20 protein-coding genes are annotated in these 19507 nt (G+C 61.5%); 9 read left to right on the forward strand and 11 right to left on the reverse strand.

Features of this window, described 5'->3' with window-relative positions; all coding sequences use genetic code 11:
* The coding region (locus tag AAC126_RS04990) for a cyclase family protein (protein WP_339850640.1) at positions 1 to 1041 on the forward strand (1041 nt) is incomplete at its 5' end.
* 124 nt (positions 1042 to 1165) lie between these two features.
* A complete protein-coding gene (locus tag AAC126_RS04995; protein WP_339850642.1) occupies positions 1166 to 2062 on the forward strand; it encodes a DMT family transporter in 897 nt (298 codons plus the stop codon).
* Between the two features lie 145 nt (positions 2063 to 2207).
* Here AAC126_RS04995 and AAC126_RS05000 read toward each other — a convergent pair whose 3' ends face one another.
* Positions 2208 to 2417, reverse strand: coding sequence for a cold-shock protein (locus AAC126_RS05000; protein WP_339850644.1), 210 nt, complete (start codon positions 2415 to 2417; stop codon positions 2208 to 2210).
* 888 nt (positions 2418 to 3305) lie between these two features.
* Here AAC126_RS05000 and AAC126_RS05005 point away from each other — a divergent pair.
* The 3 genes from AAC126_RS05005 to AAC126_RS05015 all read left to right on the forward strand — a co-directional run bounded on the left by AAC126_RS05005 (position 3306) and on the right by AAC126_RS05015 (position 6831).
* Positions 3306 to 4463 (forward strand): fumarylacetoacetate hydrolase family protein, encoded by a 1158-nt coding sequence (locus tag AAC126_RS05005; protein WP_339850646.1) that lies wholly within the window; start codon positions 3306 to 3308, stop codon positions 4461 to 4463.
* Positions 4464 to 4688: 225 nt separating this feature from the next.
* Entirely contained in the window at positions 4689 to 6128 is a 1440-nt protein-coding gene (locus AAC126_RS05010; RefSeq protein ID WP_339850647.1) for an aldehyde dehydrogenase family protein, read from the forward strand.
* 67 nt (positions 6129 to 6195) lie between these two features.
* On the forward strand, positions 6196 to 6831 hold the full coding sequence (locus AAC126_RS05015; RefSeq protein WP_339850648.1) for an FMN-binding negative transcriptional regulator: 636 nt from the start codon (positions 6196 to 6198) through the stop codon (positions 6829 to 6831).
* Between the two features lie 112 nt (positions 6832 to 6943).
* On the opposite strand, the gene AAC126_RS05020 is transcribed toward AAC126_RS05015, so the two are convergent.
* The 3 genes from AAC126_RS05020 to AAC126_RS05030 all read right to left on the reverse strand — a co-directional run bounded on the left by AAC126_RS05020 (position 6944) and on the right by AAC126_RS05030 (position 8397).
* Positions 6944 to 7156 (reverse strand): hypothetical protein, encoded by a 213-nt coding sequence (locus tag AAC126_RS05020; RefSeq protein ID WP_339850649.1) that lies wholly within the window; start codon positions 7154 to 7156, stop codon positions 6944 to 6946.
* A gap of 333 nt (positions 7157 to 7489) precedes the next feature.
* Positions 7490 to 7939, reverse strand: coding sequence for a hypothetical protein (locus AAC126_RS05025; protein ID WP_339850650.1), 450 nt, complete (start codon positions 7937 to 7939; stop codon positions 7490 to 7492).
* Between the two features lie 143 nt (positions 7940 to 8082).
* On the reverse strand, positions 8083 to 8397 hold the full coding sequence (locus tag AAC126_RS05030; RefSeq protein ID WP_339850651.1) for a nuclear transport factor 2 family protein: 315 nt from the start codon (positions 8395 to 8397) through the stop codon (positions 8083 to 8085).
* A 55-nt stretch (positions 8398 to 8452) separates the two neighbouring features.
* Between AAC126_RS05030 and AAC126_RS05035 the strand changes: the two genes are divergently transcribed.
* The gene (locus AAC126_RS05035) at positions 8453 to 8824 is read left to right on the forward strand and encodes a helix-turn-helix domain-containing protein (protein ID WP_339850653.1); all 372 of its coding nucleotides are present in this window, start codon (positions 8453 to 8455) and stop codon (positions 8822 to 8824) included.
* 48 nt (positions 8825 to 8872) lie between these two features.
* Here the strand turns inward: AAC126_RS05035 and AAC126_RS05040 are convergent, their stop codons facing one another.
* The 3 genes from AAC126_RS05040 to AAC126_RS05050 all read right to left on the reverse strand — a co-directional run bounded on the left by AAC126_RS05040 (position 8873) and on the right by AAC126_RS05050 (position 10982).
* Entirely contained in the window at positions 8873 to 9112 is a 240-nt protein-coding gene (locus AAC126_RS05040; protein ID WP_339850654.1) for a hypothetical protein, read from the reverse strand.
* 123 nt (positions 9113 to 9235) lie between these two features.
* Entirely contained in the window at positions 9236 to 9808 is a 573-nt protein-coding gene (locus tag AAC126_RS05045) for a hypothetical protein (protein ID WP_339850655.1), read from the reverse strand.
* Between the two features lie 10 nt (positions 9809 to 9818).
* Positions 9819 to 10982 carry a M20 aminoacylase family protein gene (locus tag AAC126_RS05050; RefSeq protein ID WP_339850657.1) on the reverse strand — a complete coding sequence of 388 codons (1164 nt, stop codon included), beginning with the start codon at positions 10980 to 10982 and terminating at the stop codon, positions 9819 to 9821.
* A 177-nt stretch (positions 10983 to 11159) separates the two neighbouring features.
* Here AAC126_RS05050 and AAC126_RS05055 point away from each other — a divergent pair, with 177 nt between their 5' ends.
* Positions 11160 to 12305 carry an NADH:flavin oxidoreductase/NADH oxidase gene (locus AAC126_RS05055; RefSeq protein WP_339850658.1) on the forward strand — a complete coding sequence of 382 codons (1146 nt, stop codon included), beginning with the start codon at positions 11160 to 11162 and terminating at the stop codon, positions 12303 to 12305.
* Between the two features lie 8 nt (positions 12306 to 12313).
* Here the strand turns inward: AAC126_RS05055 and AAC126_RS05060 are convergent, their stop codons facing one another.
* The 4 genes from AAC126_RS05060 to AAC126_RS05075 form a co-directional block, all read right to left on the reverse strand.
* A complete protein-coding gene (locus AAC126_RS05060; protein WP_339850660.1) occupies positions 12314 to 12838 on the reverse strand; it encodes a cytochrome c in 525 nt (174 codons plus the stop codon).
* Positions 12835 to 13233 carry a Cu(I)-responsive transcriptional regulator gene (cueR, locus tag AAC126_RS05065; protein WP_339850662.1) on the reverse strand — a complete coding sequence of 133 codons (399 nt, stop codon included), beginning with the start codon at positions 13231 to 13233 and terminating at the stop codon, positions 12835 to 12837. Before cueR ends, AAC126_RS05060 begins: the two co-directional genes overlap by 4 nt.
* An 11-nt stretch (positions 13234 to 13244) precedes the next feature.
* A complete protein-coding gene (locus AAC126_RS05070) occupies positions 13245 to 15380 on the reverse strand; it encodes a copper-translocating P-type ATPase (RefSeq protein WP_339850663.1) in 2136 nt (711 codons plus the stop codon).
* A gap of 243 nt (positions 15381 to 15623) precedes the next feature.
* On the reverse strand, positions 15624 to 16055 hold the full coding sequence (locus AAC126_RS05075) for a secondary thiamine-phosphate synthase enzyme YjbQ (protein ID WP_339850664.1): 432 nt from the start codon (positions 16053 to 16055) through the stop codon (positions 15624 to 15626).
* Between the two features lie 75 nt (positions 16056 to 16130).
* Here AAC126_RS05075 and AAC126_RS05080 point away from each other — a divergent pair, with 75 nt between their 5' ends.
* Together AAC126_RS05080 and AAC126_RS05085 are read left to right on the forward strand one after the other, a co-directional pair.
* Complete coding sequence (locus tag AAC126_RS05080) at positions 16131 to 16808, forward strand: DNA-3-methyladenine glycosylase (protein WP_339850665.1); 678 nt, start codon at positions 16131 to 16133, stop codon at positions 16806 to 16808.
* 186 nt (positions 16809 to 16994) lie between these two features.
* Complete coding sequence (locus AAC126_RS05085; protein ID WP_339850667.1) at positions 16995 to 19487, forward strand: EAL domain-containing protein; 2493 nt, start codon at positions 16995 to 16997, stop codon at positions 19485 to 19487.
* Positions 19488 to 19507 lie beyond the last annotated feature (20 nt).

The following is a 19507-nucleotide window of genomic DNA, read 5'->3' on the forward strand; positions in this document are numbered from 1 at the left end:
ATGAGCAAGCGGTGGAAGAACCGTCCCGAGGGGTCGACCTGGGGGGATTTCGGGGCGGATGACGAGAAGGGCCGGATCAATCTGCTCACGGCAGAGAAGGTCCGTCAGGGCGTGGCCGAGGTACAGACTGGCGAGACCTTCTGCCTGTCCCTGCCGCTGGACTATCCGGGAAAACGCCTGCTCAACCCGCGGCGCTTCCCGCCCCGGCATTTCGCCACCGCGCGCGGCGGGCTGGCGAATTTCAATTTTCCGCTCGGGCTCAACGACGAGCGCCTGGTCGATATCGTCTCCGACGATTCCGTGCTGCTCTGCCTGCAATATTCGACCCAGTGGGACAGCCTGTGCCATATCGGCGCGCGCTTCGATGCGGACGGCGATGGCGAGGCGGAGATCGTCTATTACAACGGCTGGCGCGGCGGCGAGCATATAGCCGGGCCGACCAGCGAGCAGCCGGGCAGCGAGCACACCCGCTTCGAAGGCACCGACGCCAAGCGGCTCGGCATCGAGAACATGGCCGAGACCTGCGTGCAGGGCCGGGGCGTGCTGATCGACATCGAGAAGCATCTCGGCCGGGAACGGACCTATGTCGGCTACGACCAGCTCATGAAGATCATGGAAGCGGACAAGGTGGTCGTCGAGCCGGGCGACATGGTGCTGCTGCATACCGCCTTCACCAAGGTTATCATGGACATGAACAAGGAGCCGGACGAAGACACGCTGCTGCATGCCTGCTGCGTGCTGGACGGCCGGGACGAGCGCCTGCTGAACTGGATCACCGACAGCGGTCTCTCGGTGCTGATCGCGGACAATTACGGCGTCGAGGACCCGCATGCGCCGCTGCCGGACGACGCCACCGTGTTCATGCCGCTGCACCACCATTGCATCTTCAAGCTCGGCGTCCATCTTGGCGAGCTTTGGTACCTGCACGATTTGGCACTGTGGCTGCGCGAGACGGGCCGGTCGCGCTTCCTTCTGACCGCGCCGCCACTGCGCCTGCCCGGCGTCGTCGGCTCACCGGCCACCCCCGTCGCCACGGTCTGATTACGCAGAGCGCCGTCCACCCGCATAGCGCTAGACAGCGGGCGGCGATCACTGTCAAGTGGAGCCCTCCGGAAGCGGCAGGTATTTGGAACCGCCCGGCACCGGCAGGGGGCGCGGCACAGATATGACAAACGACCGTTTCGGAGCGCCCGAGGACGCAGAGGGCACACGCGCCGGTGTCGGCATCATGTTCGCCGTCACCTTCGCCTTCTCGGTGATGGACACGCTGACCAAGATGGCAGCGCAGATCTATCCGGCGCCGCAAATCCTCTGGGTCCGTTACATGGTGTTTGCCAGCGTGACGCTGGCCCACGGCCTGCACAAACGGGGGCGCCGGGTTTTCACCTCCCGCGCACCGTTGCTACAGCTCACCCGCGGCTTCCTGCTGTCCGGCGAGATTCTTGTCTTCATCGTGGCATTGCGCCATCTGCCGCTGGCGGATGTCCAGGCCATCGCCGCCGCCGGCCCGCTGATCACCACCGCCCTGTCCGTGCCATTCCTGCGGGAACAGGTCGGGATCCGGCGCTGGAGCGCGATCGGTGTCGGTGCGGTTGGGGTGATGATCATCATCCGGCCGGGCTTTGCCGCCTTCGATGCGATGCTGCTGGTGCCCCTGTTCGGTATTGCCCTCTTCGCCCTCTACCAGGTCCTGACGCGCCGGGCCGCACGCCATGACGAGGCCAGCACGACGGTGCTCTATACGGGCATCACCGGGCTCGTCTCGATGACCTGCGTCGGTCCGTTCTTCTGGGTCACGCCGGACTGGTCAGGGCTGGCCCTGATGGTGGGGATCGGCGCCATCGGATTGACAGGTCACGGGTTGCTGATCAAGGCCCTGTCACTTGCCCCGGCAAGCGTCCTGCAACCGCTGAACTACCTGATGCTGCCCTGGGCCGTACTGTGGGGATACCTGATCTACGACGACCTGCCGGACCTGGCGACAATCATCGGCGCCGCCATCGTCGTCGGCAGCGGCATCTATACCTTCCACCGCGAACAGATCGTCCGGCGCGGCGGGTGAGCAAAAACAAAAACGCCAACCCATGAAATGGATTGGCGTTTTCTAGACCGTCGCGGATGAAGTTCGTGAACCCCGCCCGAAAGGCCGACCCGGTGGCGCTATTCCAGGGAACAGCGCCGCCCGGGCTTGTCCTGGAAGACGATGATTATTTCGTCTGCAGGTTGACAGCGGAAGACTTGCCGCGCTGGCGGTCTTCTTCGATGTCGTAGCTGATCTTGTCGCCTTCGTTCAGGCCGTGCATGCCTGCACGCTCGACGGCAGTGGCGTGAACGAACACGTCGTTGCTGCCATCATCCGGCTGAATGAAGCCATAACCCTTGGTGGTGTTGAACCATTTCACTGTACCTGTAGCCATGATCATATTCCTTATACTGATCGTTAGTCTGGATTGACGTTTTCTGTTGCCGCCTTCAGGCGGGGACAGCTGGTGTTGCGGCGCCGATATTTCCCAGCATGCGGAACAAGCCTGCATCCGGAGCATCGGGGCCGGGTGTGCGTTCGCCCGACATGTCGGGACGGCGCGCATTCTTTTCAACCGGACGCCGGGCAGAGCCGGAACGCCGGGATTGGGTCTGGGACGTGCTCTTGGCTGCGTTGGCGTGATGCGACACGCGCCCAGCCACCTCTGTAGCAGGGATCACATCGTCCTGAATGGGAGTTTGAGTGGGAATGCTGTGTCCTTCGGCGGATACGGCTCGAAGGTGGGACTTGGCTTGGCCAAGGTCGTTAAACTGTTTCAAGTAGGCTCTTTCACCGGTCACCCCCTGATCGCGCCATACTGGCAGCGGAAGGTGGCCTTTTTCTGTTCTGGAAGCTTGCGTAGATCAGCTGCCGTTCTGTTAATCTGCCCAGTTGGGCGTTCTGGCAACGATCGATACGACGTATTGCGAGAATTTACACTGCTGACGATATGCTCATCATCTACGCGCAGCGCACATCAGCAAAAAGCCACGTCGCGGGTGAAGTTGCAAGGAAATTCTTTTACTACAACCGAACGGCGCCCATTGCCGGGTTTCCAGCCCGTGAAATTTTCCGCCCGTGACGCTAGCCCGAAGCCGAATCCTGGATGAGTGAGCCCGCCGGTAGCAGCGTGTCCTCCATGATGCGCAACCGGCTTTCATTTTTCTGGTATTTTGTATCCCAGAGAGGCCATAATCCGCCCGAGCGAAGAGTCCGACGGCTCACCGCGCCGCAAGAAGCGCGATGCAGCAAGTGTGGGCCGAGGCATGGGAGGAGACAAGAGATGAGCGACCGTATCGCACAGGACCTGCCGGTCGACCGGGAGAAAGCGACACTTCTGGGACGGGTCATGACACCGGAGGGTCCGGCTGTCTGCACCCTGCGCGGTGAGGACGTCGTAGATATCACCGCCCGCCTGCCGACCATAACCCATGCCCTGAAAGCCGCCTGCCCGGCCAGTATCGTGCGCGGGGCCGAAGGCTCCGTGATCGGCAAGATCGGCGACATTCTGGAGACAAGCTTCGATCCGAAGGCGACAGGCCCGCGCCTGCTCTCCCCCATTGACCTGCAGGCCATCAAGGCCGCCGGGGTGACCTTTCCGAACAGCATGATCGAGCGCGTGGTCGAGGAAATGACCAAGGGCGATCCGCTGAAGGCGGACGAGGCCCGGGCGCAGCTCGGCCGGGATATCGGCGACGATGTGTTCTCCATCGTGCCGGGCTCGGACGAAGCGATGAAATTACGCGAAACCTTGCTGGCGAAGGATCTCTGGTCACCCTATCTCGAGGTCGGCTTTGGTGTGGATGCGGAGATTTTCACCAAGGCACAGCCGATGTCCTCGGTCGGGCACGGTGCCGGGGTCGGGCTGCATCCGCGCTCGGACTGGAATAATCCGGAGCCGGAAGTCGTGCTGGTCTGCGGACCGGACGGCAAGATCGCCGGCGCCACCCTTGGCAATGATGTGAACCTGCGCGACTTCGAGGGGCGCAGCGCCCTGCTGCTCGGCCGGGCCAAGGACAACAACGCGTCGGCCAGCCTCGGCCCGTTCATCCGGCTGCTGGACGATCACTTCACCATGACCGACATTCGCAACGCAGACCTGTCGCTGGAGGTTACCGGCACGGATGGTTATGTCCTGAGCGGCTCCAGCACCATGCGGGTGATCAGCCGCGATCCGGAAGATCTGGCGCAGCAGATGTTCGACTGTCACCAGTACCCGGACGGCGCCGTGCTCTATACCGGCACCCTGTTCGCCCCCACCGACGACCGGGACCGGCCCGGCGAAGGCTTCACCCACAAGCTCGGCGACATTGTTCGGATTGCCAGCTCGCGGCTCGGGTGCCTGGAGAACGTGGTTGGCCGTTCGGACGCCCTGCCGGAATGGGAAGATGGTGCGCTTGTCCTGTTCCGCTCACTCTCCAAGCGCGGCATCGCAGTCTGAAGCTTCAGTCCTCCCTGAAATCCACACAGTCAAAAACGGCTGCGGCGATAGGAATTTTTAATAGGATTGATGATTTTTTCCCTATCTCCGCTTCTTGCCCGTTTCCTTCCGTGACGGAATGAGATCCCACGGTGCTGAAGGTCTTGCACCAGCTCTGATCCGGCGTAAGCTCCCCTCCGATTCAAAACCCGGCCCGAACGGCGCCGGAACCGAGAGAGGGAACTCATGACACTGCACCGCAATCTGATCGCCGGCGACTGGGTCGAGGGCACGAACGCGAGCGATAACATCAATCCGTCCAACACCGGCGACGTGGTCGGCCAGTTCGCGCAGGCCGATGCCGCCGCAACGGAACAGGCCATCGACGCCGCCGTCGCCGCCTCCCACGCCTGGGCCCGCAGCCCGATCCAGCAGCGCCACGACATTCTGGCCGCTGCTTCCGCCGAAATCATGGCCCGCAAGGAAGAACTCGGCCGCCTGCTCTCCCGCGAGGAAGGCAAGACACTGGCCGAGGGTATCGGCGAGACCATCCGCGCCGCCCAGGTCTTCGATTTCTTCGCCGGTGAATGCCTGCGCCTGTCCGGCGAGAAGATCGCCTCCACCCGTCCGGGCCTCGAAGTCGAGATCACCCGCGAGCCGGTCGGCGTTGTCGGCATCATCACACCGTGGAACTTCCCGATCGCCATCCCGGCCTGGAAGATCGCTCCGGCTCTCTGCTACGGCAACACCATCGTCTTCAAGCCGGCCGGTCTGGTTCCGGGCTGCGCCTGGGCCCTGGTCGACATCCTGAAAAAGGCCGGTCTGCCGGACGGCGTACTGAACCTGGTGATGGGCAGCGGCGGCACCGTTGGCGAGGCCATTCTTTCCAGCACCAAGATCAACGCCGTGACCTTTACCGGCTCGGTCGCGACCGGCGCCCATGTGGCGGCGAAATGCTCCTCCACCATGAAAAAGTACCAGCTTGAAATGGGCGGCAAGAACCCGCTCGTCGTGCTGGACGATGCCGATCTCGCCACCGCCGTCGATGTTGCCGTGAACGGTGCCTTCTTCTCCACCGGCCAGCGCTGCACCGCCTCCTCCCGGCTGATCGTGACCGAAGGCATTCACGACAAGTTCGTCGCTGCCTGCATCGACAAGCTTAAGGGCCTGAAGATCGACGACGCGCTCGCCGAAGGGACGCATATCGGCCCCGTGGTCGATGCCAGCCAGCTCGCGCAGGACGAGGAATATATCCGCATTGCCAAGGAAGAAGGCGGCAAGCTCGCCTTTGGCGGTGAGCGTCTGGAGCGGGCAACGCCGGGCTTCTATCTGCAGCCGGCATTGTTCACCGAGACGACCAATTCCATGCGCATCAACCGCGAGGAAGTATTCGGTCCGGTCGCCAGCGTGATCCGGGTGAAGGATTATGACGAGGCTCTGGCCGTTGCCAACGACACGACCTTCGGTCTGTCCTCCGGCATCTGCACCTCCAGCCTGAAATACGCCAGCGACTTCAAGCGCAATTCCGAGGCCGGCATGGTCATGGTCAACCTGCCAACGGCGGGCGTCGATTATCACGTCCCGTTCGGCGGCCGGAAAGGTTCCAGCTATGGCGCCCGCGAGCAGGGCCGTTATGCATCGGAATTCTACACTACGGTGAAAACCGCTTATATCCTGCCAATCTGACGAACACAGATTGCGGAACGCGCCGGCGCAACCTTGCGCCGGCGCCTTTCACGACCGGAGAAATCTCATGTACACACCGCCGCATTTTCGCGAAGACGATATCACCCTGCTGCATGAGGCCATCCGACGTATCGCTTTCGGCACCCTGGTGACACTCGGCCCCGACGGGCTGGTGGCCAGCCATGTGCCGATGCTGCTCGACACGGGCAAAGGCGAGCATGGCACGCTGACCGGCCATCTGGCGAAAGCGAATATCCAGACCAAGACCGAAGCATCGGATATCGAGGCGCTGGCGATCTTTCAGGGGCCAGAGGCCTATATCACCCCGAACTGGTACGCGACGAAACAGGAGCACGGCAAAGTCGTGCCGACCTGGAACTATGTCGCCGTCCATGCCTACGGGCCAATCAGCTTCTTCGAGGATGCGGAACGTCTGCGCGATCAGGTCTCTCGCCTGACCGACCGGCACGAGGCCGCGAATGCCGAGCCCTGGGCGCTGAACGACGCGCCGGAAAAGTTTGTCCAGTCACAGCTCAAGGGCATCATCGGGTTCGAAATCCCGATCACCCGGATCGACGGCAAATGGAAGCTGAGCCAGAACCGGCCGGCTGCGGACAAAGAGGGCGTCATGTCCGGGCTCGATGCCCGCGACGGTGCTGATGCGGCGATCTCTTCGGTCACACGCGAACGCCTGCAAAGCTGAAACCGTTCCGGAAACGAAGAATGGCCGCCAGGGGAATAGCGGCCATTCTATCGATGGGAGGATCTCTCGGGGGAAGAGATACTCTCGGGGGAAAATCGTCTTAAATCTCGGTCTAGTCGACGAGGTACACGGTTCCGGCACCAACGCCGGTGCCGACACCGACGCCGCAGGAAACACAGCCATCATAGAGGGCGGTTTCCGAATTCAGCCCCGTGCCGATGCCACCGCCCGACAGAACATGCTGTCTGGTCGAATAAGTATCGGTGCAGGCCGATAACAGAAGACCGGCGGTTATAAGGGCCGGGAGGACCAGCGTGCGTCGCATCTGTCGTCTCCTCGCTTGAATCTCAGGGTCTTGATTTCTGGGGAGGCACTCTGCCTCGCTTATAAGGAAAACGCGGGAAGCCGGAATTGGTTCCGGCCGGAGCTCATAATTTTGCCGTGCGCCTTCGCGCAGACAAAACGCCGACCGCACGTCCGGGATCGTTCTCGATCCCGAAACTTCCGCCGTCAATCGGGCAGCCAGCGGATTCGTGCGTTCGGATTTGGCGTTTCGTATTTGGCCACGGCGTACTGCCCGGCATGAGATGTTCAGCTCACCCAGAGTTCTTGTTTCACCCAGAAGCGTGATGGTTCACCCAGGAGCATTGAGCTTTGGTCAGGCAGCCTTGTTTTTATCCGCTTGCGCCTGCGCGTCCTGCAGTCTCTGGAACAGCTGATTGATCAACTCATCCGACGCATCGGAGCCGGCATCCACGCCTGAACTTTCTTCTTGCGCCGCCAGTAGCTCTGTCAGGTTGGACGCGGAAAAGCTCGGCTCGAAGCTCGGCTTGCCGGCCTCAAGCTCCGCCAGGGTCACGACCCCGTCGCCGTTCGTATCCAGACTGTCGAACTTTTCTTCCGTCGTCTGCTCTTCGGCAACACCGCTCGAACCACCTGGCCCGCCTGGACCGCCCGGGCCTGCTGGCCTGCTTGCTTCGAGTTCCTCGAACTCCGCGAATGACAGACCGCCGCTGCCATCGGCATCCGCCTCAGTTACCTTTTCCTGAAAACGGGTCTGCATGGCAGCGAAATCAAAATAACCGCTGCCAATGGAACTCACATCCATGTGGCTCTCCCTTCATGCAAATGCACTCCGCTCACGGAGTGGACGCCGAGGCATTCGGCGCCGGGGAGAGGTCTTTCAATAAGCGCGCCAAAAGCGCCTTATCTATCTGATAAGAAATGTTAAATTCTGTAAATTGAAGGCGCTCAGGTGATTTCCAACCGGGCGATCCTGTCGCCTTCGAGGAGGAACGCATAATCGAGATCGACCGGACTGCCCTTGAAATCTCCGGAAACCCGACAGCTCACAAGGACCCGTGCACCATCACGACTGAACGTCTGAATATCCTGACGAAAGCTGATCTTGCTCACATCTTCACGCCAGCGCAGGATCGCCTCACGTCCCTTGTGTGTATGGCGCTCATCCACGGCAACACCGTCCTCGGTAAAACAATCCGCGATCTGTTCCGGCGTGCTGGCGGCGAAATATGCTTCGACAGGAACGGGAAATGTATCGGCCATCGCTTTTGACTCCCTTTTTGTTGCGATGGCCCGTATCTGCTCTTAAGCTCTCCAGATGACAAGAACGCACGAAAAAGTAAGGTACTCACCTGAAGGTAAGTCCCATGGCTACACACGCTCCTCGGCGGCGGAAGGTGTTGAGCAGGCGCTGAAAATGCTGGAGGGGAGATGGAAACTGATCATCCTGTTCCATCTGTTTGGCGGCCGTGTGATGCGATTTTCGGAGCTAGAGCGCGCTATCCCGGAAGTTTCCCAGAAGATGTTGATCCAGCAGCTTCGGCAAATGGAAGCGGACGGCATCGTGCGCCGCATTGTCTACCCGCAGGTACCGCCCAAGGTGGAGTATGGCCTGACGGACTGGGGACAGGCCCTCTGCCCCGCTCTCGACGCATTGCTCAACTGGGCCGCAGCACGCCCCGGCGGGTAGCTCTGAGCATCATCACACAGCGCAGCACCAGAAAAACCTGGCGGAGACTCAGTCCTCGTCCTTTTTCTCCATCTGGTCATGGATATAGCCGGCACCGGCACCAACACCCGCGCCGATAGCAGCGCCACAGGAAACGCAGCCGCCTGTCAGCACGGTCCCGACCGCGCCCACACCGGCACCGATGGCGCCGCCCGAAAGAACGCGCTGCTCCGTCGTGTCCATGCCCGAGCAACCGGAAACCAGCAAACCGCCGGCAAGAATGGCGGGAAGGATCAGGGTGCGTTTCATGGTTCATCTCCTCGACGAAATTCAAAGGGGCACTTTGCACTTCACTTGAAGGAAGAACGCCTGCCCGCAGGATTGGTTCCTGCATGCCGATGGAAGAGTTGGGAAAATGCAGCCCGGAACAGCCTAGTCCGACACGAAACCGGCGACCTGCTCGATTTGTTGCCCGGTCGTATCGGTGCCTGAAACCCGGATGACCGGACAGGGCAAACGCTCAATCCAGGCCTCATGCATCTTCAGGCTGCGGATCTCGGGGCCGCCGGTATCGTAGGATGCCGCCCATTCGATGAAGGCATTGAAGTCGTCATAACGCTCCCCGCCCGGCTGCAGCGCCTCCACGCCATACCGGGCTTCTTCCCGGGCGATCAGACGATCCATGCGCAGATTAAAGGGCGTGTAGATAAAGACGGCGCGCTGAAAGCTGTCGATCAGCGGCTCGCCCCAGGACACCAGGGATCCGGTGAGGATCCAGCTTTCCGCCTGCCCGAAGGCCTCTTCAAGCAGGCGGAGACGCTCCGGGACCGGACGCTTTTCCTGAAAGGCCGGTTTCGTCGGCATCCAGTAGAAATCGTCCGTATCGAGATGTGTGTGACCAAAGCGGGCTGCCCAGGCACGGCCAAATGTGGTCGTACCCGAACCGGAGGCACCAAAGACATGCAGTCTTTGCGGCAGTTCCCTGTCCACCGTCCCGCCTGTCATCACTTCATGCCTATCTGGCCAGCCGGGTTTCGACCAGTTTGCTCCAGTAGCTGGCGCCAACGGTCAGGGCCTCGTCATTGAAGTCATATTCCGGGTGATGCAGGCCGGCGGTATCGCCATTGCCGCACCAGATATAGGCGCCCGGCTTTTCCAGCAGCATGTAGGAGAAATCCTCGGCCCCCATGCTCGACGGCAATCCCCGGTCCACCGTCCCCATGCCGCCGGAAATCTCGGCACAGACCGAAGCCGCGAAATCGGCTTCCTTCTCGGTGTTCACGGTCGCCGGATAGCCCGAGATATAGTTCAGTTCGGCCGTTGCCCCGTAGGTCGCGGCGACACCGTCCACCACCCGCTTGATGCGTTCCGGCAGGGTTGCCTGCAATTCCGGATTCAGCACCCGGCAGGTGCCGCGCAGGATGATATCGTCCGGGATCACGTTGAAGGCGTCGCCGGCATGGAACTGGGTGGCGCTGATGACAAGCGCATCCGCCGGATCGATATTGCGGCTGGTGATGGTCTGCAGCGCCATGATGATGTTCGCTCCGACAACCACCGGGTCGACACCCTGATGTGGCATGGCCGCATGCGCGCCCCGGCCGGAAATGAAGATCTCCCAGTTATCCCGCGCCGCCATGACCGGGCCGGCGGAAACACCGAAACTGCCGACCGGCATTTCAGGCCGGTTGTGCATGCCATAGACCTCATCCACCGGGAACAGCTTGAAGAGACCGTCCTCGATCATCTTCTTGCCGCCGCCCTTACCTTCTTCGGCCGGCTGGAAAATCAGCTGTACGGTGCCGGCGAAATTACGGGTTTCGGCAAGGTATTTGGCCGCGCCGAGCAGCATGGTGGTGTGTCCGTCATGGCCGCAGGCATGCATTTTTCCGTCATTCTTGGAGCGATGCTCGGGCGTGCCTTTTTCCTGGATCGGCAGCGCATCCATGTCGGCGCGCAGGCCGATGGCCGGACCGTCGCCGCCATTGCCCTTGATGCTTGCCACCACACCCGTACCGCCGAGCCCCCGGTGTACTTCAAGCCCCATCTCCGTCAGCCGTTCCGCCACGAAATCCGAGGTTTCGAACTCCTCGAAACCAAGCTCCGGATTGGCGTGGATATGGCGCCGCCAGCCGGTCAATTCGGCGTGAAAATCGGCGATACGATTGACGATAGGCATGAAGTGGCTCCTTGCGGGCGGGAATAAATCTCTGGAAATGGAACAGCTCACACGATGGCGCGCAGAGCGCCGCTGTCAAGTGCCGAACAGGCGCTTAAGACTTACTCCCGGAGAACCTACCAGTCTTGCGCGATTAAGGTCCGTTTCGGTTATCCTTTTCCGAAAAGGGAGGAAAGAATGACTGCATCCACACCACTGCTGTTCCAGCCGATCCAACTCCGGGGCATCACCCTGCCAAACCGCATCGTGATCCCGCCCATGTGCATGTATTCCGCCGAAGAGGGTTTCGCGACGGATTTCCACATGGCCCATCTCGGCAAGTTCGCCATCGGCGGCGCCGGCATGGTCATCCTGGAAGTCACCGCAGTGAGCCGTGACGGCCGCATCACTCACGGCGATCTCGGGATCTGGACGGACGAGCAGGCAAAGAAGCTGGCGCCGATCGCCGCTTTCCTGAAATCGGAAGGCAGTGTCCCGGCAATCCAGATTGGCCATTCCGGCCGCAAGGGCAGCATGCAGCGTCCCTGGAAAGGCAATGGTCCCCTCACCCCCGAGGATATCGCCGATGGCAACACTCCCTGGCAGCCGGAAGCGCCGAGTGCGGTACCGCTGGCCGATGGCTGGCTGACACCCCGCGAGCTTGACCTTGATGACATGAAACGCCTTCGCGGTGCTTTCGCCGACGCAACCAAGCGCTCTGTCGATGCCGGGTTCGAGTCCGTCGAGATCCATTGCGCGCATGGCTACCTGCTGCAGACCTTCCTGTCCCCGCTCGGCAATTTCCGCAAAGACGCCTATGGCGGCGATCTTGAAGGCCGGATGCGCTTGTCTCTGGAGATCGCCGAGGATGTCCGGGCCGCACTGCCGGACAACCTGCCGCTCTTTGTCCGCATCTCCTCCGTCGATGCCATCGAAGGCGGCTGGGAGATGGAGGACAGCCTGATCTTCGCAAAGGAATTAAAAGCGCGCGGCGTTGATGTGATCGACTGCTCCTCCGGCGGACAGTCTCCGAAAGGCGCGACCAATTTCAAGCTGGTCCGGGAGCCGGGCTATCAGGTGCCCTATGCCGCCGAGATCCGGCGCGAGGTCGACATAATGACCCAGGCCGTCGGCCTGATCACAGACCCGCACCATGCAGAGGCCATCCTGCAAGCAGGCGACGCGGACCTCATCGCCATCGGCCGTGAAGCTCTTTACGACCCGTTCTGGCCGCGCCATGCCGCGGATGCCTTCGGACTGGATCCGGATTTCAAAACCTGGCCGCCGCAATATTCCTGGTGGCTGGAAAAACGGGCCGCCGGGCAACGCGCTCAGGGTGGCTGAGAAGATGGCTAATTCTGTGCACTGGCCTGATGGTTGATGCCATCATGCCGGGCCCTGATCTCGGCGGGCCATGTGCTTTTGATGAAAGACAATACCGCCACGATTTCCCGGTCGCTCAACACACCCTCGAAACCGGGCATGTCGCTTTCATAACCGTCGCCGACAATCCGGGCCGGGCCAAGTTTCGTGAGCGCGAAAAGCTGTCCGTCCGGGTGGTGCCAGGTATGGCCGGAAGGATCGTGCGGCGGGGCCGGCAGGCGGCCATCGGGCTTGCGCTGTTTCCAGTTCGCCTGCCCTTCCAGATTTGCGCCGTGGCAGCTCGCGCAGGCCGTCGCGTAAATCTCGCGCCCATCCGCGACCAGTCCGGTATCGCCGGGCCGCAGCCTTATTGCAGGGCTCTTTCCTGCTTCAACTGCGCCCGGAACAATCTTGCTGATCACCGACGGGCGCTCCGGGTCTCGCATGCGCGAATAGCCGGCAAGGCCAAGCAGGATCAGGACCGCGACGCCGGAGACCAGAAAGCGCCAGTTCACGTGCCATCCCCGATGCCCGCGAGATCGTCGAGGATCGGGCAATCGGGGCGATCGTCCCCATGACAGGCATGGACCAGATGCGCCAAAGTCTGGCGCATGCCTTTCAGCTCCCGGATCTTGCGATCGATCTCGTCCAGATGCGCTTCGGCAATGGCCCGGACATCCGCGCTCTCCCGGCCGGTCTCGTCATACAGCGAGAGCAGCGCCCGGCAATCCTCAATGGAGAAGCCAAGCCCCCGCGCCCGCTGCAGAAAGCGGAGCCGGTGCACATCCTCCGTCGAATAGATACGGTAGCCATTATCCTGCCGGTTCGGCCGGACCAGTCCGATTTCCTCGTAATAGCGGATGGTCTTGGCCGGTAACCCCGCGCTCTGTTCAACTTCCCTGATCTGCATGATCTGCCTCCTCAGAGTTTCGCCGAGCGGAGCCGCAAGGCATTGCTGATCACGGAGACGGAGCTCAGGCTCATCGCCGCCGCCGCCAGCATCGGGCTCAGGGTCAGCCCGAACAGCGGATAGAGCAGTCCCGCCGCCACCGGCACGCCCAGCGCATTATAGACGAAGGCGAAAAACAGGTTCTGGCGGATATTGCGCATGGTGGCGCGGCTCAGGCGCCGGGCCTTCACCAGCCCGCGCACATCCCCCTTCACCAGTGTCACGGCAGCACTCTCCTTGGCGATATCCGTGCCGTTGCCCATGGCGATGCCGATATCGGCCAGCGCCAGTGCCGGCGCATCGTTAATACCGTCTCCGGCCATCGCAACAACCCGTCCTTCCGCTTTCAGGTCGCGGACCAGATCGGCCTTGTCGGCAGGCATCAGCCCGCCATGCACTTCGGTGATTCCCAGCTCCGCGCCGATGGCGGCCGCCGCTTTCGGATTATCGCCCGACGCCATGACGACGCGAATACCGTCCCGGGCAAGATCGGCCACGGCCTCGGCCGCTCCATCCTTGATCCTGTCCCGCACGGCCAGCAAACCGATGGCCGCACCGTCATGCGCGACATAAAGCAATGTCGCTCCATCCCCGGAATAGGAGGCAGCAGTCTCCGCCAGCGCGGATATATCGACCTTCAGGCTCTCCATGAACCGGGCGGACCCGGCGGCAATCTGCTTTCCGTCGATCGCGCCGCGCAGGCCAAGCCCGGCTTCCGTCTCCACATCCCTCGCATGCTCCACGGAAAGCGCGCGCTCCCTGGCAGCGCGCAGAACGGCGGCTGCCAGCGGGTGCTCGCTGCTGCGTTCCAGAGCGGCGGCAAGCCCGAGAACACGGCTCTCTTCCTGCCCGCCGGCAACGGAGATATCCGTCACCTCCGGATGTCCTTCGGTCAGGGTGCCTGTCTTGTCGACCACCAGCGTGTCGATCTTCTCAAACCCTTCGATGGCTTCGGCGTCCCGGATCAGGATTCCGGCCGACGCGCCGCGCCCGGCCCCGACCATGATCGACATCGGTGTTGCCAGTCCCAGAGCACAGGGACAGGCGATGATCAGCACCGAGACGGCAGCAACAACACCATGCGCCAGAGCCGGCTCCGGGCCGAAAAAGGCCCAGATCGCAAAAGCCGCAACGGCGGAGACCAGGACCGCAGGCACGAAATATCCGGCAACGGCATCGGCGATCTTCTGGACCGGCGCCCGGCTGCGCTGCGCATCCGCGACCATGGCGACAACACGGGACAGCACGGTGTCCTGCCCGACCTTTTCAACTTCCATGACCAGCGTCGACCGCCCATTGAGAGTGCCGCCGACCAAACTGTCGCCCGCACTCTTGTCCACCGGCAGAGGCTCACCCGTCAGCATGGATTCATCGACTGCACCAGCACCTTCGACCAGACGGCCATCCACCGGAATGCGCTCGCCCGCGCGGATGCGGATACGGTCGCCCGCGCGAATATCATCGACGGCGACCTCCTCGTCGTCACCACCCTCCGTCAGACGGCGGGCCGTCTCCGGCGCCAGACTGAGCAGTGCCTTCAGGGCATCCGAGGTTTTCTCCCGGGCGCCCAGCTCAAGCACCTGCCCGAGCGCGACCAGGCAGATAATGACGGCTGCGGATTCGAAATACAGGCCGACGCGGCCATCCGCCCCCCGGAAACCTTCGGGAAACAGGTCTGGCAACAACAAACCGGCAAGGCTGTAGAGATACGCCGCTCCGGTGCCGATCGCGATCAGCGTGAACATGTTGAAATGGCCGGTGCGCAGCGATGTCCAGCCGCGCTGGAAAAACGGAAAACCTGCCCACAGCACCACCGGCGTCGCCAGAATGGCCTGTATCCAGGCATTCCAGGGGCCGGAGACCAGATCCGCCAGCCCCGGCACCATTTCTCCCATGGACAGCACGAAAACCGGCAACGTCAGAACGGCTCCAATCCAGAACCGGCGCCGCATGTCGAGATATTCCGGATTGGGCGGCGTATCGCGGGTGATCATCTCCGGCTCGAGCGCCATGCCGCACATCGGGCAATTGTCCGGCTCCGGGCTCCAGACGCTCGGGCACATCGGGCAGATATATCCCGGACCGGCGCCTTCGGGTTTTCCCGTCATCACCGCCTTGCCCGAGCTGGCACCACCGCCGTGACTGTGACCATGGCCGCCATGCCCGCAACATGCACTTGCAGGTTTCTCCGCCGCGCTGTGACAGCAAGATTTCGGTGCCTCGGTTTTTTCTGGTGCGTGGCAGGACATGATAGCTCCGTCGGATGCTTCTTCAGCCGGGATATCCGGACTGATAGCTCTGCATAAAGGTTCCAGTCGCTGGAACGTCAAGCATCAACTGATATGGCCTGCTCAGCTTCCCAGCAGATGCAGAACCACTTCCCGGCGATGGGGCGCACGGCGGTGTTCCAGAAGGTAGACTGCCTGCCAGGTACCGAGCAGCATCCGGCCATCCGCCACCGGGACCGGTATCGATGTCTGGGTCAGCATGGTGCGGATATGCGCGGGCATATCGTCCGACCCCTCAATGCCGTGCCGGTAACGGCCCGGGTCTTCCGGTGCTATCCCGGCGAGGTAATCCGCCAGATCGGCGCGAACATCCGGGTCTGCATTTTCCTGGATCGTCAGGGAAGCCGAGGTATGGCGGACGAAGAAGGTCAGCAATCCCGTGGATATGCCCGTCCCGTTCACCCAGGAAGAGGCATTCCGCGTCAGGTCGTAGAAGCCGTGTCCCGCCGTACGAACCGTCAGAATTTCCTGTGCCTGCCGATCCACATGCAACATGGCCGTCGCTCCCTTATCAAACCATCAAGCCGGAACTATGCTCACGACATTGCAATGGCACAACAAAGGACGGCCATGACAGGCACAAGCAGCCAGAACAGCGCTCTCCACGAGGCCGTGATCGAATTGACCCGGCGCGATCCCGATATCGGGGCGCTTTACGAAAAGCTCGGACCGCCGCCGTCAAGGCGCGAGCCTCCCGGATTCGCGTCCCTGATCCGTATCCTCACGGCCCAGCAGGTCTCCCTGGCTTCCGCAAGCGCCATATGGACACGGCTCAACCAACAGCTCGACGTCACCCCCACCGCCATTGCCGCCGCGACAGACGAGGATTTCAAGCAAGCCGGTTTCAGCCGTCCGAAGGTTCGCTATGCCCGCGCCCTTGCCGAATACGTGCTGGACGGACGGCTCGATCTTGAAAACCTGCAAAATCTGGATGACGAAGCCGTCGTCACGGCTCTGACACAGGTCCCGGGAATCGGACGCTGGACCTCGGACATCTATCTTCTGTTCTGTCTTGGCAGGCTGGATGTCTGGCCCGGCGGCGATCTCGCCATTCAGGAGGCTGTGCGTGCCCTGAAAAAACTGGACGTCCGGCCACGGGAAAAAGACACGCATCCTATAGCCGAACCCTGGCGGCCATATCGCGGTGCGGCGGCACAATTGCTCTGGCAATACTATCGGATGCTGAAATTTGGCGGTAAAACCTCCGGAATTGGAGTGTTTCCCGTGACAGACGAGGCATCACCCTGATATCTTTCGGGAAATTGATATGAAACTAGGGCTCGCAAAGCTCGAAAAGCCGATCTCCCTTCCGCTTACACCGGTCAGGCGGGCCTCTCGAAACTGCGGAATGGAGAGTCAGAATGACACAATCCACCATGCTTCTGATATCCAGCGGTAACCGGAATTGCGCGGCATGGGACGTAAAGTGACGCAATGGGCATAACCAAGCCGGCCGCTCTGGAAAACCACCCGACCGAACTGCTCGGTGCCCTGGAAGAGATTCAGGTCGGCCTTTGCCATTTCGACCAAAATGGCCGCATCACTTCCTGGAATACTCAGTTTCTTGAGCTCTACCCTGAACTTGGCGGCATGACGCTTGCCGGGCGAACGCTCGAAAGCCTGTTGAGCGAGCCGGAAATCATCCAGCGCTGGACGACCGATACGCCCTCGGACTTTCCCGAGAGATGGCGCGAAAGACGATTGCAGGCCCACCGGGAACCGGGGGGCCGCGTGCTGCTGCACGACCGTAAAAACCGCTGGATTGAAATCGCGGAACTGCGCACCGCCAGCGGCGGCCTGCTCAGTTTCCATCGGGACATTACCGAGGAAAAAGCCGCCCGGAAGCACGCCGAAGACCAGACCATGCTGCTGCGCGCCACCCTGGACAGTATCGATCAGTCCATCGCCGTGTTCGATTCGGCGCTCATGCTCAGGGTCTGGAACGCCAAACTGGTCGAAATGTTCGAATTCCCCGAACACCTGATGCGCATCGGTACGCCGGTCTCCGAGCTCGTCGACTTCATGATTACGCGGGGCGATTTTCTGGAAACCGGCCGGGAAGCTGTTCTGGAAGAGGTCGTTGGTTATCTTCGGCTGGAACGCTCCCTGACCAGCAACCACCGTCTGGCATCCGGTCGCATTCTCGAGCATTCCTTTACGCCTATGGTCAATGGCGATGTGATCATGGCCAGCACGGACGTGACACTGACCGAAACAGCGCGTCAGGGACTGGCCGAGAGCGAGGAGCGCTATGCCCTTTCCGCGGCCGGTTCCAACGACGGATTGTGGGACTGGGACCTTCGGCGGGAGAGGATCTATCTGTCGCCGCGCTGGAAGGAAATGCTTGGGCTGACCGACGAGGAGGTCTCCGACAATCCCGTCGAGTGGTTCAGCCGTATTCATCCGGATGATGTTGCCCGCGTCACCACGCAGATTGATGCTCATCTGGCAGGAAAAGTCCCTCATTTCGAGTGCGAATTCCGGGTCCGTCATGCTGATGGCACCTTTCTCTGGATGCTGACCCGGGGCCTCGCTGTGCGCGGCCCGGATGGCTCCGCGCATCGCATCGCCGGAAGCCAGACCGATATCACCGGGCGCAAACAGGCCGAACAGCAGCTTGTGCATGACGCCCTGCACGATGCGCTGACCGGGCTCGCCAACCGAACCCTGTTCCTCGACCTTGTGCGCAGGGCACTCGCGCGTCTGCGCAAGGAGCCGGGCGCACGCTTTGCCGTCGCCTTTCTCGATCTCGACCGGTTCAAGATCGTAAACGAGAGTCTTGGGCACGTGCATGGCGACGATCTGATCTTTGCCACCGCCCGGCGGTTCGAGAACACCCTGCGCGACAGTGACACCGTCGCCCGGCTGGGCGGGGACGAATTCGCCATCCTGCTGGAAGATATCAAGACCCCGGAAGAGGCTACCCGGCTGACCGAGGGCCTGCATCAGGCGCTGGACACGCCATTCCGCCTCGGCGGGAAAGAGATTTTCGTCTCTGCCTCCCTTGGCATAGCCCATTCCGATCAAGGCTATGAGCGGCCGGAAGATATCCTGCGCGATGCCGAACTCGCGATGTATCAGGCCAAGGAACGCGGTAAAGCCCAGAGTATAGCTTTCCAGAATGACATGCGGGTCTGGCCTGTCACGCCGCTCGATCTCGATTCGGATCTCCGTCGCGCCCTCGAGCGCAACGAGATGCAGCTCTATTATCAGCCGATCATCGACATGCGGCGCGGAAAGATCGCCGGCTTCGAGGCCCTGCTCCGCTGGTTCCATGCCGAGCGCGGGGAAATCTCGCCCGTGGAATTCATTCCCGTCGCGGAAGAAACCGGGACAATTTTCTCTCTCAGTCAGTGGGCCCTGCACACCGCAGGAGTTCAGATGGCGACCTGGAACGCGCAGCGTCCGGCAAATGAGCAACTGGAAATCAGCGTCAACCTGTCGGGCCGGCAGTTTGCCCGCCCCGAAGTTGTTTCCGGGATCATTGACTGTCTGGAAGGCGTAGGCCTGCCGACGACCCAGCTCAAGATCGAGATCACCGAAAGCACATTGATGCAGGATGTCGCGCTGTCGACCCAGATGCTGGATCGGCTGAAGGCAGCGAATATCAGGATTTGCGTGGACGATTTCGGCACCGGTTACTCGTCCCTCTCCTATCTGCATACCTTCCCGATCGACACCCTGAAGATCGACAAATCCTTTATCGAGGACATGACCAGCAACTTCCAGAATCTGGAGATCGTGCGCACCATCACGATGCTGGGACAGAATTTACGTCTGGATGTGATCGCCGAAGGCGTCGAGACAACAGAACAGCTTGCCCAATTGCGCGCGCTCGATTGTCATTACGCTCAGGGTTTTCTGTTCTCCAGACCCATGAACGCCGAAAATGCCACGGCGTTTCTAGCGGAAGACAAGAGTTGGTAGCACGGTTATCATCGGGTCCG

Origin of the sequence: uncultured Nisaea sp. (assembly GCF_963974195.1) — a bacterium.
Lineage (GTDB): Bacteria > Pseudomonadota > Alphaproteobacteria > Thalassobaculales > Thalassobaculaceae > Nisaea.

Bases quoted from the DNA above. Each gene is read 5' to 3' on its own strand.
- AAC126_RS04995 (WP_339850642.1), top strand. From the start codon at position 1,166: ATGACAAACGACCGTTTCGGAGCGCCCGAGGACGCAGAGGGCACACGC.
- AAC126_RS05000 (WP_339850644.1), bottom strand. From the start codon at position 2,417: ATGGCTACAGGTACAGTGAAATGGTTCAACACCACCAAGGGTTATGGC.
- AAC126_RS05005 (WP_339850646.1), top strand. From the start codon at position 3,306: ATGAGCGACCGTATCGCACAGGACCTGCCGGTCGACCGGGAGAAAGCG.
- AAC126_RS05010 (WP_339850647.1), top strand. From the start codon at position 4,689: ATGACACTGCACCGCAATCTGATCGCCGGCGACTGGGTCGAGGGCACG.
- AAC126_RS05015 (WP_339850648.1), top strand. From the start codon at position 6,196: ATGTACACACCGCCGCATTTTCGCGAAGACGATATCACCCTGCTGCAT.
- AAC126_RS05020 (WP_339850649.1), bottom strand. From the start codon at position 7,156: ATGCGACGCACGCTGGTCCTCCCGGCCCTTATAACCGCCGGTCTTCTG.
- AAC126_RS05025 (WP_339850650.1), bottom strand. From the start codon at position 7,939: ATGGATGTGAGTTCCATTGGCAGCGGTTATTTTGATTTCGCTGCCATG.
- AAC126_RS05030 (WP_339850651.1), bottom strand. From the start codon at position 8,397: ATGGCCGATACATTTCCCGTTCCTGTCGAAGCATATTTCGCCGCCAGC.
- AAC126_RS05035 (WP_339850653.1), top strand. From the start codon at position 8,453: ATGACAAGAACGCACGAAAAAGTAAGGTACTCACCTGAAGGTAAGTCC.
- AAC126_RS05040 (WP_339850654.1), bottom strand. From the start codon at position 9,112: ATGAAACGCACCCTGATCCTTCCCGCCATTCTTGCCGGCGGTTTGCTG.
- AAC126_RS05045 (WP_339850655.1), bottom strand. From the start codon at position 9,808: ATGACAGGCGGGACGGTGGACAGGGAACTGCCGCAAAGACTGCATGTC.
- AAC126_RS05050 (WP_339850657.1), bottom strand. From the start codon at position 10,982: ATGCCTATCGTCAATCGTATCGCCGATTTTCACGCCGAATTGACCGGC.
- AAC126_RS05055 (WP_339850658.1), top strand. From the start codon at position 11,160: ATGACTGCATCCACACCACTGCTGTTCCAGCCGATCCAACTCCGGGGC.
- cueR (WP_339850662.1), bottom strand. From the start codon at position 13,233: ATGCAGATCAGGGAAGTTGAACAGAGCGCGGGGTTACCGGCCAAGACC.
- AAC126_RS05070 (WP_339850663.1), bottom strand. From the start codon at position 15,380: ATGACGGGAAAACCCGAAGGCGCCGGTCCGGGATATATCTGCCCGATG.
- AAC126_RS05075 (WP_339850664.1), bottom strand. From the start codon at position 16,055: ATGTTGCATGTGGATCGGCAGGCACAGGAAATTCTGACGGTTCGTACG.
- AAC126_RS05080 (WP_339850665.1), top strand. From the start codon at position 16,131: ATGACAGGCACAAGCAGCCAGAACAGCGCTCTCCACGAGGCCGTGATC.
- AAC126_RS05085 (WP_339850667.1), top strand. From the start codon at position 16,995: ATGGGCATAACCAAGCCGGCCGCTCTGGAAAACCACCCGACCGAACTG.